Below are 14,016 nucleotides of genomic sequence, written 5' to 3' on the forward strand. Positions count from 1 at the left end.
CCCCGATGATAATTATACCAATTATTCAAATTAAACCCAAGTGTATTTTCGGTAAATTTGAATAAAAAATATTCCCTGATTTTTGGCACATTAGAAGAGACTGTTTCATTAGCTCTTCTTTTTTAGCTCCTTCATATGTTAAAGCTAAATATGTAGTCTGTATGTCTGTTAATTTACCATTTTTCTCTTTTAATTGATTCAATAACTTTTTCGCTTCCACTCTGTTACCTTGTTTAATCCTTAAATATGCTAATTCACCTGGATGAACAACATCTAAATTACTAATTTCTTTATCATGATGAATCTTTAGAAATGACAATGTATGTTGTACCATTTCTCTTTTTCGCTTTATTCCATCAGTGTTACTATCTCCGATCACTTCTAAAGTCCTTTCCAAATAATACTTTGACGTCTCGTATTCACTCGCTGAGAAAACATACGATTCACCTAACTTTAAATACGCATTTACTTTCGGAAAAGAAAAAAGTTATCCCATTCAAGATCATCTAATAATTCCATACAGACATGTCTCGTTTCAACGACCTCTCCACCCTGCAATGAAGTAACGGCGGTAGCTTCTTTATATCGTAATTTAAAACATTCTCGAATATACTTATTTCTTATTTTATCAATTTTTATTTCAAGAGATTTCAATCGCTCTTTTAAAGCTGTAAAATTACCAGATTGATATTGTGCTTGGCATAATAAAATTTCAGTTAACACTTCCATTTCTGATGTTTTTATAGATTTACTCTCCAAGCTCAATGCTTGATGATACTGTGCGGCATTTAGTTCACCTATATACCGTTTATAAATAATTCGATACACATTAGCGAATTCTCTATTTTCTGATATTTTTGATTGCAATTCACTATTAATGATTTTATTTAAAAGATTAAATTTTCCTCTTAAAGTTAGATCTTCCATCGCTTCACGTAAGTTTTCTGATTTTGGTTTTGTCACTTCAATATAATCTTTTAACATGTTCTCTTGAACCTGCTTGCCTTTATTTAATAGGATGACTGTTTTGGAAAGAAAGCCAAAACTCATGTCTGTGTTACCTTTGAAGATTTTTGTAACGGTACTGGGCTTAACATCCCAATGATTTGCTAGCTTACTTTTCTTTATTCCAGCTACACACAATTCTTTTTCAATTTGATTTAGAGCTTTCCACATGTTTTGTCCCCCTTATTGGAACAAGACACACTTCCCTATCATGAAAACGCACCTTAATGATGAATTACATCTAAAAGCTGTGTTATACTAGCCGTATATGTTACACATAATTGTAACCGAAAGGCTCATGGCAAATGTTTTCCCTACTACAATTAGGTTAAACGGTGTTAAAGTGTCCCAGCACAATTACACACGCTATGGGTCTTTTTCGTTCCGTCTTATTATATTATTAAGAATATTCTACCACAAACAACCCAAACATCTATTCTCTCATATTCTGAAAATACTTGAGAAAGTTGAATATATTAATAAATACCTTATTTTTTAGCGGTTCAAATAAATTATGCAATATTGCATTTAAAAAACATTAACAGTAAATAACAAAGTTCGATAAAAACAATCACCACAATTATTAATTTACCTATCCATTAACACATGATGTTACTTTTTCTAAAAACACATATTTATTAAAATCAAACTTCATTCCTTCTTTCTTTATAAAAAAACATAGATAGCCTATCAAATTTCACTATTATTTAACAACAAATGAAAGCCCTCTCCTATAGCTAAATTTATTTTATATGGTAATATATAGCCATCGCTGATATGTCCAAACATGTAATTTTCATAGCAGCAAAATTACAACTAGACTTACACAACATGAATCAATATGAGATGAAGGAGTGTATACAGTGAAAGGGCATATTCGAAAAAGAGGAACCAAGTGGTCAATAATCATTGATATCGGACCTGATCCAGAGACTGGCAAACGAAGACAGAAATGGTTTTCAGGATATAAGACAAAAAAAGAAGCACAAGCCGACATGGCTAAAAAAATCGTAGAAATAGAAGAAGGCTCATATATTGAGCCCACAAAAATGAGAGTACGTGAATTTTTCCTTCAATATCTTGAAGCAAGGAAGATAAATCTTCGAGAAACCACGTACTACAACTATCGAAAACATATTAACAATCATATTATACCAAAACTCGGAAACATTCCAATGCAAAAATTAAAAGGTGTGGATCTCGAAAAATTTTATGCCGATTTATCTGAAGGTATGAAGCCTGTTACAGTTCGAAGTATTCACCAGATTATTCGCACCGCACTTGCTTATGCTATGAGACACGAAATTGTAAAAAAGAATGTTGCCGATGTAGTAAGCCCTCCAAAAGGCGAAGAAAGAACAGTAAATACTTGGTCAGAAGAACATGTACTTTGCTTTTTAGACAATGCAAAAGATAGCAGATACTATGTTGCATACCTATTAGCTATCACTTGTGAAATGCGTAAAGGAGAAATCTTAGGGCTACAATGGAAAGATATTGATTTTGAGAGACGGACCTTATCTGTTAAGCGTTCCCTCTCGCATATTACCAAAGAGTTTCATGAGCCTAAAACATCTTCAGGAAAGAGATTAATTGTTTTGCCTGAAATTACTCTGCTGGCTCTTCAAGAACACTTTCAGAAAATAACTGAAGAAAAAGAACGGTATGGTGATGGATATAATAATTATGATTTGGTTTGCCCAACCTATAATGGTAACCCTTGCAATTTCAGAAGTTTGACACAGCTCTGGAAAAAGCTTATAAAGAAAAGTGGGGTTCCTGATATTCGGTTCCATGATCTAAGACATACCCTGCTTTAACATTAATGTTAAAGCAGGGTATTCATCCGAAGATTGTCAGTGAACGATTAGGACATAAAAGAGTAGGTATCACATTAGACACCTACTCACATGTTGTACCAGGCCTACAAGAAAAAGCAGTCGAAGATTTTGCAAACAATCTATTTCAAAAACACTAATGTTTGCAATTACGGATTTTGCATAAAAATACTCGCATTTCCGTATGACAATGGAAGGAGTCAAAAACATGAGAGAAATCAAGTCTGACAAGGAATTCAAAGACATCATCGCAAGCGAGGAGCCAGTAGTTGTTAAGTTCTTTACTACATGGTGTCCAGATTGCGTAAGAATGGACAACTTTATCGGAGATGTAATGGAAGAGTTCAATAAGTTTGAATGGTATTCTATTAATAAAGATGAGTTCCCAAGTATTGCGGAAGAGTATCAAGTAATGGGTATTCCAAGCCTGCTTGTATATCAAAATGGCGAGAAGCTTGGCCACTTACATAGTGCTAACGCAAAAACTGAAGAGCAAGTTACTGAGTTTTTAGAAGCATACTAAGATTAAAACCCTCTGAAAAATATTTTTTAGAGGGTTTTAATCTTTTTTCACAATTATCTTTCGTAGTTGTTTCGTCATTTCTTCAGAAGTGTAGTATACAGTTTCTTCATGACCAATGTACATAATTACACTCCTTTCTCCTTCATCTCCGGGGTATAAATGTATACCCTTCGTATCACTATTTTCATATGTAATTAGTATATCGTATTGTGGTATTTCACCTCTTCTCTTTTGTTTTTTCATGCTATTAAACATATTATTAATTCCATTGATTATTTGTTTGTCTTCTATGTTTAGAAAATAATTTTCATTTAATCCACCGTAGCCATTAAAAGTAGATATGGATACTTTAGAAATATTATGTTCCTTCACATTTTCAATATTTGATGAATTACACCCAGTCATTATAAGAACAATACATAGTAAGAAAAATATTAGTTTTTTCATCACCTTACCCTCCCACCCTTTAATTGTAAATTAATCCCAATTAATTTAAAACCTAAACTTTGCACTTTACAACATATTTTTCCTTCGCGAAACTTTGTTATCCCCTTCTTAAAAAGCTATAAAACGTCAACAATGTTTGTATAGACCCACACGAGTTTCGTTTGATACTCTATGTATAGAAAGAAATTCCTAATAGAAAGGTGAGTGATTAAAATGGATTCTCTTTCTCATAAAGAAGCTGATAAAGGTGCTATTGTCAGCATTATGGCCTACATATTTTTTATCCTCTATGAAAATTATCATCAGTTATATTACCCTCTCTAGCGCATTACGTGCTGATGGATTGAATAACTTAACGGATATTGGTGCTTCTTTAGCAATATTAATTGGCCTGAAAATTTCTCGTAAGCCTCGCGACCCAGATCATCCATATGGGCATTCGCGTGCAGAACAAATCGCATCACTTGTTGCTTCTTTTATTATGGCAACGGTCGGATTAGAAGTTGTGATTAGTGCAATTCAATCGTTTTTAAATCCGAAACAAGCAGCACCTAATGTACTCGCTGCGTGGGTTGCATTATTTTCTGCCGTCGTAATGTACTTCGTATATAAATATACGAAAAAGATTGCGATTCAAACAAAGAGTAAGTCGTTAGAAGCCGCTGCAAAAGATAATTTATCAGATGCACTCGTAAGTATTGGTACAGTAATAGGTATTGTCGGATCACAGTTCCAAATGCCTATTTTAGACCCTATTGCCGCTTTAATTGTCGGTCTTATTATTTGTAAAACCGCATGGGAAATTTTCGTAGAAGCTTCTCATATGCTAACAGATGGAATTGACCCTGAAAAAATGGATGAATATGCTGATGCTATCGGGCATATTTCAGGTGTAGAACATATTGTAGATATTCGCGCTCGTATGTATGGAAATCAAACGTATGTAGATATTACAATTGAGGTTGATGCCCGAATGGATGTACGCGAAAGCCATTGTATCACTGACAATATTGAGGAAATGCTTCGAAAGAAATTCGGAATATACCATGCTCATATTCATGTGGAGCCCATGCAAAAAGAACCTATTATGACATAGGTTCTTTTTTGATGAACGCCTTATGAAATATAACACATAAAACGAGCCAGCTACCACCCGCTGCCCATCCGGCTAATATATCAGATGGATAGTGCACGCCAAGATAAATTCGGCTAACTGAAATAGATAATACAACAAAGCTCGCTATAAAAATAATCAGCAACTTTTTATGCAATGAAATACGATCTTCTGTAATTGTGACGTATGCAATAAATCCTAAAAAAGCAGTAGCATTCATCGTATGCCCGCTCGGAAAGCTATATCCAGTTGCCGTAACAAGCTGCGTTACATCAGGTCTTGCCCGTTCATACCATAGTTTGAGCATACTGTTCAAATAACGAGATCCGTAATAATTTATTGTTAGAAGTAATGCACTTAGCAGTTTTTTTCTAACGAGAAAATACATTACAAGTATAATGAGTAACGGGAAATATATTCTTTTTGAACCGATAAAGGACATCCAAGTAAAATAGGTTGTCAAATAATCGTTTCGGAAACTTTGAATAAAGTGTGCGACTACATTATCAATTTTTTCAATACAAGCGGTATGATACGAAAGTGATAGTGCGACAAAACAAATGAGTAATGTACAACTTAACAAGTATAAATGTCGATATCGTTTCACATACATAACCTCACTATGCAAAAAAATGGAGCGGTTGTTTTAGTTTTCCTCTCCATTTCTTTTTTATGCATAGTTTATTAAAAAATATAATTGTTAATTTTTTGCTGCATCGTTGGAATATCTTCGCTTGTTACTGTAAAGCGAATAACCTTCTCATCAAGATCAAGCGCTTCTGCGAATAAACCAGCCAATCCACGTGATTTTCTATCTACTTCCATAATAATTTCTAATCGGTCGTGAGCACTTGGCAAGATTAATAATTCTAATTCATCTAATTTCCCATAATACTCTCCGGAAACTGGAATAAACTCAAATTCTTGTGCAAATGGTACTTGCTTACGTAATCGATACGGTAATTCTTCGCATTCTATATGACGCGCTTTAAAACCTAATTGATTTACACCATCTAATACGCTGTTCAATAGTGCATTCGGCAACACTTGAATATAATCGCGGTCACTTGGATCAATACTACGTTTAATATCAAGACCTGTATGAACCCAAACCGTTTTCATACCAAGTGTTAGTGGCGCTTCAATTGGCATTGAAAACGAAAATGGAATTTCAACTTTTTCATTTGGCTCTACAGAAAATGGATCAGTTAAACGAACTCGCTCTAAATCATACGTTGCCGTTACTTTTTTATCATCCACTTCTCTTACATAAGACGTCGATAACGTTAAGTAAATGCTTTCAATTCGTTGGCTAACTGAGCCTCCAGTTATATGAACCTTTCCTACTATCTCTTCTCCAACTATATACTCATCTTTTTCAAGAACCGTATCTACTTTTGCACTACCAATACCAACGCTTGCTAAAAACTTTTGAAACATGGGGTCTCCATCCTTTCTAAAGCGTAAGCTACATCTTTTTTAAGATCTTGTACATTCTCATAGTATGGCGCTTTCATTTGTAACATTCGCATTAGCATTTCGCGATTATATTCTTCCAATACTAACTCTTCATACCAAGGTTTTTCTTTTTTTTCAGTTGATTCATAGCCAGCATACAGTAAAAATAATACGAAATGACCAAGCGCATAAAAATCGCTACGAAAGTGAACTTCTCGCATCAAAGCTTGTTCCCCTTCATAAGTTGTAGCTCTCTCATCACCCTCACCTTTCAATTTAGCCAATCCAAAATCAATAATACTAATTTGATTTTCTTTCATTAATATATTCGGAATACGTAAATCTCGGTGAATGATACCTTTACTATGAAAAACTGAAACAATTCCTAATATTTCATATAAAATTTTAAAAACTTCTCGTTCTTCATATACATGCCCATCTAATAAAATATAATCTTCGAAATTTTCTCCCGGCATATACTCCATCACAAAAAAGCTCTTTTTCTCCCATACGAAATGATCATATAGACTAGGAATTGCATGATGATTTAATGTTTGTAAAATCATTTTCTCTTGTTCAAATGATTTTCTACCAGACTCATATCTTTGTTTACTTTGTCTTAATTGTTTTAAGACTTTATATTTATTTATTTGTAAATCATTAACGACATATGTAATCCCATAACTGCCCATTCCAATTACCGATTCAATGCTATAACGTTCTGCAACAATTGTATTTTTTCGCAGTGGTCTATCAAATAAAGCTAGTATACGACGCCATTTCATCAACTACTTGAAAAGAAGCTTCGGCTTTTACGTTTTCTTTTATAATGATGATGCCCATAATCAGATGAACGTCGTTTATAATCGCTACTTGAATAAGAGCGCCCTCTATGGCGATAATCACTACTTGAATACGAACGATATTTTTTCTTTCCTAATAAAGAATCAATAATTTTTTTGAACATCCCTTCACCTCTTGTATAAAAATTTCTTTTAATTATACCAATAATTGTTGACTCTGTTTGTGACAAGTTTGTAAAGAGTAAAAAACGACGAGTTAAGCCCGTCGTTACTTTCAATCTTCCTCTTCATCAAAAACTTCATCAATCATGCATTTCTCTAATAAATACTCAAATGTAATATCTGCTAGGTCCTCAACTTCTTCTCTTTTTGGAACGTATCCTCTTTCAATTAGTTGCTCATAAAAAAACTCCGCAATCTCTTCCGTATCAATTACGACTTCAATTTCCTTCATGAGCATCACTCCTTTATTTCTGTTTTATGAAAAAATCTCAAAATTATGTATATGAGATTAGAAAAATAGTTTTTCTTTTTTATAGGTCATATCTTTTGGACGAGGTGCATACGATGGTAGTACAAGCTAGTACAAAAAAGGGGGAAATAATTATGGAATACCAATATGAAGTAGATCAAGAAGTAGGGCAAACAAAAGAAGAGTTCATGCATGAAGATCAATGGGCAGACTCTCTTATTAAATGGCTTTTTATTTTTTAATAATTGTAGGCATACCTTATACTGCATATGTTGTTGTTCAATTTATTCTCTCTTTCTAGTTAACTATTTTTTCTCTGTCAATTTAACTAAATAATTATGAACAACATCCATAACAATTTTGTATTCTTCATCTTTAAATGTATCGAATAACAAATGATAATCATTATAAATATCTAATAATCCATCAATAATTTCTTGGCGATTCGTCTTTACACTTACTTTTTTCGAATTGTTAATTGACTTCAACTTTCCTAAATCCAATTTATTCATACCAGCTTTATCTTGTTTCATTTTCTTCAAAATTGCATTTGCCGTTTGTGCATTAGCAAGTAATGTTAAATCCGATTCATCAGCTTCTAACCATTCACCATCCGTAATTCGTGACAATTCATATATAGTATCTTCCCATGCATCATTTTTATATCTCCATACTTCTGTACGAAAACCAACAATACGAAAAACGTCTTTATCATACCCAGTTACTTGCACGAGATCACCAAACGTAAAGTTATAATTTAATTCAATCCACTCTGTGTCGCCCTTTTTCATTTCTTGCTCTGTTACATGCTGCAGAGTTTGCTCTACATAAAATCCATCGTGATTATTTACTTCGTATACGTAAACTCCATCTAAAACCTTCATATTTGTAACTTTCCCAACGGTTCCATATAGCGTAATCACGACAATGTCCCCTACGTTGTATTTAGGTTGTTTTTTCCTTGCCATCTATATCTCTCCTTTTTTTAACGTCGTGATTTTGATAACAGTATATGCAACCTACATAAAAACGCTTATCACAGAAGCTTATATTCATAAATTTTTTCAATAAAAAAGTAGAATGTGTGTATAACTCAAAAAAGCTAGTATATATACTAGCTTTTACTTAACATTTATGTTCTAACAGCAAGGCGAACTTTAATAAAAAACATAAGAAATACTTCACTTTTTTAAAGTAATGTATTCCTTATGTTTTCATTTACGTAGCACTTCAATATCGTTATCTCTCTTGTATATATAAATCCCATGCTTCATCAAATATAGACATACTCTCTAGCATTCCACTTAACTCTAAATATGAACTAATTTCATCATAGTCTTCAGATTGCTTCGGAAAACTTAAATCATCATACATCGCCTCTGCTAAATCTGATATTTCATTTTTAAATAAAGCTGCACGGTGCTTCATCATATAATGGTAAAATGTCTTTTTCAAAAATATTCCCTACCTTTCTAACTTGGGTACATTATACAAGGCGAAATAGAAAAAAACCAGCATAAAAGCTGGTTAAAAGTCGAAATAATTCCTTTTTAATAGACGAGGTCTTCCCATCAACTCTTCGTACGTTAGTTGTTTTGGCAAATCTTTCGTATAGATTAAAAACAACTGGTCTTCAATTTCTTTTACAGTATGGTCTGATTGATAATCCATTCCACATGAGGAACAAGTTATACATGGTGTTTCTTGGATTTCAATGGCTTTCGTACCATCTGGTAATTCCCAATATACAGTATTCAAGCTTTCTTTCGCTTCTGTACTGTCACACCACATACAATTCATACTGCGTCACCCTCATTTTTTTTGTCATCTTCTAACTTTGCCATTTGTGCTTGATATTTTTTATCTTTTAATTGATCACGCTTATCACGTTTATCTTTTAAAGAAGCATGCGTTTCATTGACTTCATAATCTTTACGGCGATTCATACGTTGTAAATCATCTGGAACAAGATTAAATTTCTTATCACTCATCAATCCTGCAACGCCGATATCAGAACGTTTCTCTTCATAAGTCGGATAAATTTCTTTAAAGTAGCCTTCTGCTCTTCCTGGGATATAATTTTCTGGTTCTGGATACGTTGTAATAACCCCTTCAAAGTTACGAAGTACAACTTTATCCGCACTTTGTGAAATTAAATAGTTTGGCTGAAGCGCAATTTTTCCGCCTCCGCCCGGTGCATCAACAACGAATGTCGGTACTGCATAACCAGATGTATGTCCACGTAAGCCTTCAATAATTTCAAGACCTTTAGAAACTGGTGCACGGAAATGACCGATACCTTCTGATAAATCACATTGATAAATGTAATATGGACGAACACGAATTTTTACTAAATCGTGCATAAGTTTTTTCATGATTGGAACGCTGTCATTAATTCCAGCTAAGATTACAGCTTGGTTTCCAATTGGAACACCTGCATTTGCAAGCATTTCACATGCTAGTTTCGATTCTTCTGTAATCTCAATAGAAGTGTTAAAATGCGTATTTAGCCATACCGGATGGTATTTTTTAATAATGTTACATAGGTTTTCTGTAATACGTTGCGGGAATACAACTGGTGCTCTTGTTCCGATACGAATAATCTCGACATGCGGGATTGCTCGTAAATTCTTTAATACGTATTCTAAAATTTTATCATTAATTAGAAGTCCATCACCGCCAGAAATTAAAACGTCACGTACTTGTGGTGTTTCACTAATATAAGCAATCGCATCATCTAATTGCTTTTTCGGTACGCCCATTCCAATTTGTCCACTAAAACGACGACGTGTACAGTAACGACAATACATAGAACATTGATTCGTTACTAAAAATAGTACGCGGTCTGGATAACGATGCGTTAATCCTGGAACTGGTGAATCTTCATCTTCATGAAGAGGATCTTCTAAATCATATTTTGTTTTATATAACTCTTCCGAAATCGGCACTGATTGCATCCGAATCGGACAGCGTGGGTCATCAGGATTCATTAGCCAAGCATAGTACGGTGTAATGTTTAACGGGATCGTTTTCGTTGAAATTTTAACGCCTTCTTCTTCTTCAGGTGTTAAGTTAATTACTTTCTTTAAATCATCTAAAGTTTTGATCGTATTCGTTAATTGCCAAACCCAATCATTCCATTGTTCCTCTGTAACATCTTTCCATAATTCGATATCTTTCCAGTGACGATTTGGTTTGTATACATCATGTAACATTGCTATTCCCCCTTTTTATACGCTCATCCTTTATATAAGCAATAATTATGCCAACTTCATATTCTTGATAAGTAAATGTGAGAAATATCCTATTATATATGAGAAAAAATATTTTCAAGTGCAGTACTAAAACAATATTTACTATCATATTCATTACTTTTTATATATGTAAACGCTCTTTTATTGGTGCAAACACACAAAAACCGCCGATTATTCGGCGGTTTTGTCGTACTTGCTCAGTTTATATTGAAGCGTTTGACGCGGAATACCTAACATTTTTGCTGCTTGCAAAATATTCCCTTCCGTTTCAATTAACGCTTGATCTATTAATTCCTTTTCCGTTTGATGAAGAGCTTCCCTAAGCGGTAATATACTTTTCTTCTTTGGAAGTTTCTCTTTCCGAAATGCGCGCGGTAAGCAATTTGCTGTTAGGGAATTCCCTTCCGCAATAATGACAGCATGTTCAATCGTATGTTTTAACTCACGAACATTTCCTGGCCATTGATAAGCTTGTAATCTTTCTTTTGCTTCCTTATCCATTTGAAGTACACCTTTTTTATAACTTTTATTATATTCTTTCAAAAAGTAAGACGCTAATAACAGTACATCCTCAGTTCTTTCGCGAAGTGGCGGGATATATAATGAAAACACATTTAATCGATAGTATAAATCAGTGCGGATTTTATTTTCTCTTAAACATACTTCTGGAGGCTGATTCATCGCAGTAATAACGCGAACATCTACTTTTCTCGTCTTATTATCACCAATGCGACGAATAACTCCATCCTCTAATACACGTAGCATTTTCGCTTGTAAATCGAGTGGCATTGAATTCAGTTCATCTAAAAATAATGTTCCTCCATCTACAAGTTCAAACAATCCAGCTCGTTCAATTGCCCCTGTATAGCTTCCTTTTGTCGTTCCAAACAATAAACTTTCTAATAGCGACTCTGGCAAAGCTGCGCAGTTTTGTGCAATAAATGGCTTATTTTCCGTTTAGACGCTTCATGAATGGCTTGCACAAATAGCTCTTTCCCTGTTCCAGTTTCACCATATATTAAAACATTTGCATCAGTTGGCGCTACTTTTTGCGCTAATTCTTTCGTCTGTTTAAACCGAGCATCATTAGTTACTATCGTCTCAAACGCAACATGCTTTTTTATCGCTTTTTTGCCAGATGATCGCTTTATTTTTGACTGTAAATCGACTATTGTATCAGTAAGTTTTTGAATTGTAGAATAGTCCTTTGCAATTTCAACAGCACCAGCAATATTTCCATCTATAAAAATAGGTAACGTCGTATTTACCGTACAAACATCTTCTCCATTTAAATTTTGATAATGCTGCGCTTGATGTACAATTGGTTTTTTTGTATCTAACACCTTCATCAATGTACTCGTGTCCCTAGATAAAGAAGGGAACGCTTCTAACAAATGCTTTCCTAACACTTTTTCAATTTTGGATCCATCATGTTTTGCTGCAACGGTATTGTAAAAAATTGTAATGCCATTTTCATCTACTGCGTGTATAGCCTCATCAATACTGCCCAAAATCGCTTCAATGACTTCTTGTGTCGAAACTGCTAGCAATGTCATCCCCCCTTTTGCCGAAAATCTGGCAAATACATGCCGGATTTTCGGCATCCCTCTGTGCGATTATAAGCATGACGATTCCGTTCCATTATTTTGATGAAATTTGTATATATTTTTATCGCTTATTTATGGTTAAGTGAAACTTTAATCAGTGGGGCTTTATTCATCCCCACTGATTATTATCCCGACTCCCACCTAACTGCTTTGCTTTACAGCCGAATTTTGAGGTGGGAGTCTTACTGCGTTCGAATAGCTTGATAAATCTTTCACCCATATATTCATATCTTCCAACTTATCAAAAATGTAGCAATTATTCGCGAGCCTTCCCGTATATGTATAGCCTAATTGATGAAAGGCTGCATTCATACCGAAAGATAGCGAACGAGCAATTGTATAGGAACAAAAAATAGATCTTTCTTGAAGTTCTTCCTCTAACTTAATTAGCAAACTTTTCATAAAACCATGTTTTCGATATTCAGGTAATGTAGCACAATTCGTTAATTCTGCATTACCTTCTTTCACATTCATCTCAGCAGATGCTGTACTAATAATTTTCCCTTTAAATTCATAAACATAGTAAATTGTATCGTCTTCCTTCATCGTCTGCTTTACATAACTCGCTTCATTTAAAGGTGTCGGATAAACTTCAAATACTTTCCCAAAGACAATTGCTAATTCTTCCGCGTCTTCTTCTGTCGCTTTTCTTAACACAAACTCCTCTGGGACTATTTTTTCTTTCACTTCTTTTGCTTTTACACCACTTAAAATGCTATCTTCCTCATTCCAATGAATACTATTTCGTCTTTCATTGGAATGATATTTCACGAAGAAGTACGCATCGTGTCCTTGAAAATAATGAGGTATCGTTGCTTCCAATAAGAAACCGAAAGAGAGCCATGTTGAAACATGCTCTCCCTTTCCTTTAATAATACATTTAGTGAAAGAATGTTTCTCTGCTAATTCATCGATTGTTTGTATAATGCGTTCAACATTTCCTGTATAGTGATCAACTCTAACACGTTTATTAAAATAGTCTAATACCCCTTCTACTGTGTAGTACTTTGTCTGTTCACTAAAAGATTCATAGTGTTTCATTTCTTCACCTCACACCAATCTAGTAATGTACATGCAATTATTTTCGCGGCAGCAATCATTTTATCAACTTCTATATATTCGTTTGGATAATGTGCTACTTTCGTCTCTCCTGGACCAAATACTATCGTTGGTATGTTAGCGATTTGTGTGAACAAACCTCCATCTGTTCCCCATGGCGATGCTTCTATAATCGGTTCGTTCCCTTCAATTTCAACAAAATTATGCCCAAGCGTTGTAATAAGCGGATGATTTTCTTCTAGTTCACCAGGAACCCATCTCGCTCCAAACCATTCTACTTCTACAGGATTTTTTACAAACCAACTATCCACTTCTTTTAATTCACCAATCCAGCCTTCAAACTCTTCTTTTGCTGCCTCTATAGTCTCATTCGGCGCAATACCACATCTTCCTTCTAAAATTAATGAATCGGGAACAGAACTTGGCCAGCTTCCCC

General features: G+C 34.2%; 13 protein-coding genes and 6 pseudogenes. 5 read left to right on the forward strand and 14 right to left on the reverse strand.

Features of this window, described 5'->3' with window-relative positions; all coding sequences use genetic code 11:
• Positions 1–25: 25 nt before the first annotated feature.
• A pseudogene (locus tag CDB3_RS32975) lies at positions 26–1,176 on the reverse strand (AimR family lysis-lysogeny pheromone receptor).
• Between the two features lie 692 nt (positions 1,177–1,868).
• Here CDB3_RS32975 and CDB3_RS32375 point away from each other — a divergent pair.
• From CDB3_RS32375 to CDB3_RS12915, 3 genes and pseudogenes are all read left to right on the forward strand, one after another.
• Positions 1,869–2,168 (forward strand): annotated as a pseudogene (locus CDB3_RS32375) (Arm DNA-binding domain-containing protein); the annotation flags it as partial.
• 294 nt (positions 2,169–2,462) lie between these two features.
• Positions 2,463–2,983, forward strand: a pseudogene (locus tag CDB3_RS32380) (site-specific integrase).
• Positions 2,984–3,051: 68 nt separating this feature from the next.
• Positions 3,052–3,366 (forward strand): thioredoxin family protein, encoded by a 315-nt coding sequence (locus CDB3_RS12915; protein WP_001206934.1) that lies wholly within the window; start codon positions 3,052–3,054, stop codon positions 3,364–3,366.
• Positions 3,367–3,402: 36 nt separating this feature from the next.
• Here CDB3_RS12915 and CDB3_RS12920 read toward each other — a convergent pair whose 3' ends face one another.
• On the reverse strand, positions 3,403–3,813 hold the full coding sequence (locus tag CDB3_RS12920) for a YhfM domain-containing protein (RefSeq protein WP_128854772.1): 411 nt from the start codon (positions 3,811–3,813) through the stop codon (positions 3,403–3,405).
• A 213-nt stretch (positions 3,814–4,026) separates the two neighbouring features.
• Between CDB3_RS12920 and CDB3_RS12925 the strand changes: the two are divergent.
• Positions 4,027–4,909: pseudogene (locus tag CDB3_RS12925) on the forward strand (cation diffusion facilitator family transporter).
• Here the strand turns inward: CDB3_RS12925 and CDB3_RS12930 are convergent.
• From CDB3_RS12930 to CDB3_RS12950, 5 genes are all read right to left on the reverse strand, one after another.
• Positions 4,899–5,534, reverse strand: a complete 636-nt coding sequence (locus CDB3_RS12930; RefSeq protein ID WP_016129318.1) for a phosphatase PAP2 family protein — start codon at positions 5,532–5,534, stop codon at positions 4,899–4,901. The pseudogene CDB3_RS12925 and the gene CDB3_RS12930 sit on opposite strands and share 11 nt — an antisense overlap.
• Positions 5,535–5,611: 77 nt before the next feature.
• Positions 5,612–6,367, reverse strand: a complete 756-nt coding sequence (locus CDB3_RS12935) for a sporulation protein (RefSeq protein ID WP_128854773.1) — start codon at positions 6,365–6,367, stop codon at positions 5,612–5,614.
• Positions 6,349–7,170 (reverse strand): serine/threonine protein kinase, encoded by an 822-nt coding sequence (locus CDB3_RS12940; protein ID WP_128854780.1) that lies wholly within the window; start codon positions 7,168–7,170, stop codon positions 6,349–6,351. Before CDB3_RS12940 ends, CDB3_RS12935 begins: the two co-directional genes overlap by 19 nt.
• Entirely contained in the window at positions 7,170–7,352 is a 183-nt protein-coding gene (locus CDB3_RS12945; RefSeq protein ID WP_071745888.1) for a hypothetical protein, read from the reverse strand. Before CDB3_RS12945 ends, CDB3_RS12940 begins: the two co-directional genes overlap by 1 nt.
• Positions 7,353–7,462: 110 nt before the next feature.
• Positions 7,463–7,642, reverse strand: a complete 180-nt coding sequence (locus tag CDB3_RS12950; RefSeq protein ID WP_000658453.1) for a YozD family protein — start codon at positions 7,640–7,642, stop codon at positions 7,463–7,465.
• 152 nt (positions 7,643–7,794) lie between these two features.
• Here CDB3_RS12950 and CDB3_RS12955 point away from each other — a divergent pair.
• Positions 7,795–7,961, forward strand: a pseudogene (locus CDB3_RS12955) (DUF3930 family protein).
• Between the two features lie 4 nt (positions 7,962–7,965).
• Here the strand turns inward: CDB3_RS12955 and CDB3_RS12960 are convergent.
• The 7 genes and pseudogenes from CDB3_RS12960 to CDB3_RS12990 all read right to left on the reverse strand — a co-directional run.
• Positions 7,966–8,628: a hypothetical protein gene (locus CDB3_RS12960; protein WP_000101504.1), complete on the reverse strand. Its 663-nt coding sequence runs from the start codon at positions 8,626–8,628 to the stop codon at positions 7,966–7,968.
• A gap of 271 nt (positions 8,629–8,899) precedes the next feature.
• Positions 8,900–9,115, reverse strand: coding sequence for a YozE family protein (locus CDB3_RS12965; protein WP_071745820.1), 216 nt, complete (start codon positions 9,113–9,115; stop codon positions 8,900–8,902).
• Between the two features lie 72 nt (positions 9,116–9,187).
• The gene (locus tag CDB3_RS12970) at positions 9,188–9,460 is read right to left on the reverse strand and encodes a YokU family protein (protein ID WP_002119088.1); all 273 of its coding nucleotides are present in this window, start codon (positions 9,458–9,460) and stop codon (positions 9,188–9,190) included.
• A complete protein-coding gene (gene kamA / locus CDB3_RS12975; protein ID WP_128854774.1) occupies positions 9,457–10,875 on the reverse strand; it encodes a lysine 2,3-aminomutase in 1,419 nt (472 codons plus the stop codon). Before kamA ends, CDB3_RS12970 begins: the two co-directional genes overlap by 4 nt.
• Before the next feature lie 210 nt (positions 10,876–11,085).
• A pseudogene (gene rocR, locus CDB3_RS12980) lies at positions 11,086–12,470 on the reverse strand (arginine utilization transcriptional regulator RocR).
• Positions 12,471–12,662: 192 nt separating this feature from the next.
• Positions 12,663–13,562: a putative beta-lysine N-acetyltransferase gene (gene ablB / locus CDB3_RS12985; protein WP_128854775.1), complete on the reverse strand. Its 900-nt coding sequence runs from the start codon at positions 13,560–13,562 to the stop codon at positions 12,663–12,665.
• Positions 13,559–14,016, reverse strand: a 458-nt coding sequence (locus CDB3_RS12990) for a M20/M25/M40 family metallo-hydrolase (RefSeq protein WP_128854776.1), incomplete at its 5' end; no start/stop codon positions are given. The genes ablB and CDB3_RS12990, both read right to left, overlap by 4 nt.

The sequence above is a fragment of the Bacillus sp. CDB3 genome (genome assembly GCF_002081505.1).
GTDB lineage: Bacteria > Bacillota > Bacilli > Bacillales > Bacillaceae_G > Bacillus_A > Bacillus_A cereus_AT.

What these genes read in the sequence shown, in the direction of transcription:
- CDB3_RS12915 (WP_001206934.1), top strand. Translation starts at nt 3,052, where the DNA reads ATGAGAGAAATCAAGTCTGACAAGGAATTCAAAGACATCATCGCAAGC.
- CDB3_RS12920 (WP_128854772.1), bottom strand. Translation starts at nt 3,813, where the DNA reads ATGAAAAAACTAATATTTTTCTTACTATGTATTGTTCTTATAATGACT.
- CDB3_RS12935 (WP_128854773.1), bottom strand. Translation starts at nt 6,367, where the DNA reads ATGTTTCAAAAGTTTTTAGCAAGCGTTGGTATTGGTAGTGCAAAAGTA.
- CDB3_RS12940 (WP_128854780.1), bottom strand. Translation starts at nt 7,170, where the DNA reads ATGAAATGGCGTCGTATACTAGCTTTATTTGATAGACCACTGCGAAAA.
- CDB3_RS12945 (WP_071745888.1), bottom strand. Translation starts at nt 7,352, where the DNA reads ATGTTCAAAAAAATTATTGATTCTTTATTAGGAAAGAAAAAATATCGT.
- CDB3_RS12950 (WP_000658453.1), bottom strand. Translation starts at nt 7,642, where the DNA reads ATGAAGGAAATTGAAGTCGTAATTGATACGGAAGAGATTGCGGAGTTT.
- CDB3_RS12960 (WP_000101504.1), bottom strand. Translation starts at nt 8,628, where the DNA reads ATGGCAAGGAAAAAACAACCTAAATACAACGTAGGGGACATTGTCGTG.
- CDB3_RS12970 (WP_002119088.1), bottom strand. Translation starts at nt 9,460, where the DNA reads ATGAATTGTATGTGGTGTGACAGTACAGAAGCGAAAGAAAGCTTGAAT.
- kamA (WP_128854774.1), bottom strand. Translation starts at nt 10,875, where the DNA reads ATGTTACATGATGTATACAAACCAAATCGTCACTGGAAAGATATCGAA.
- ablB (WP_128854775.1), bottom strand. Translation starts at nt 13,562, where the DNA reads ATGAAACACTATGAATCTTTTAGTGAACAGACAAAGTACTACACAGTA.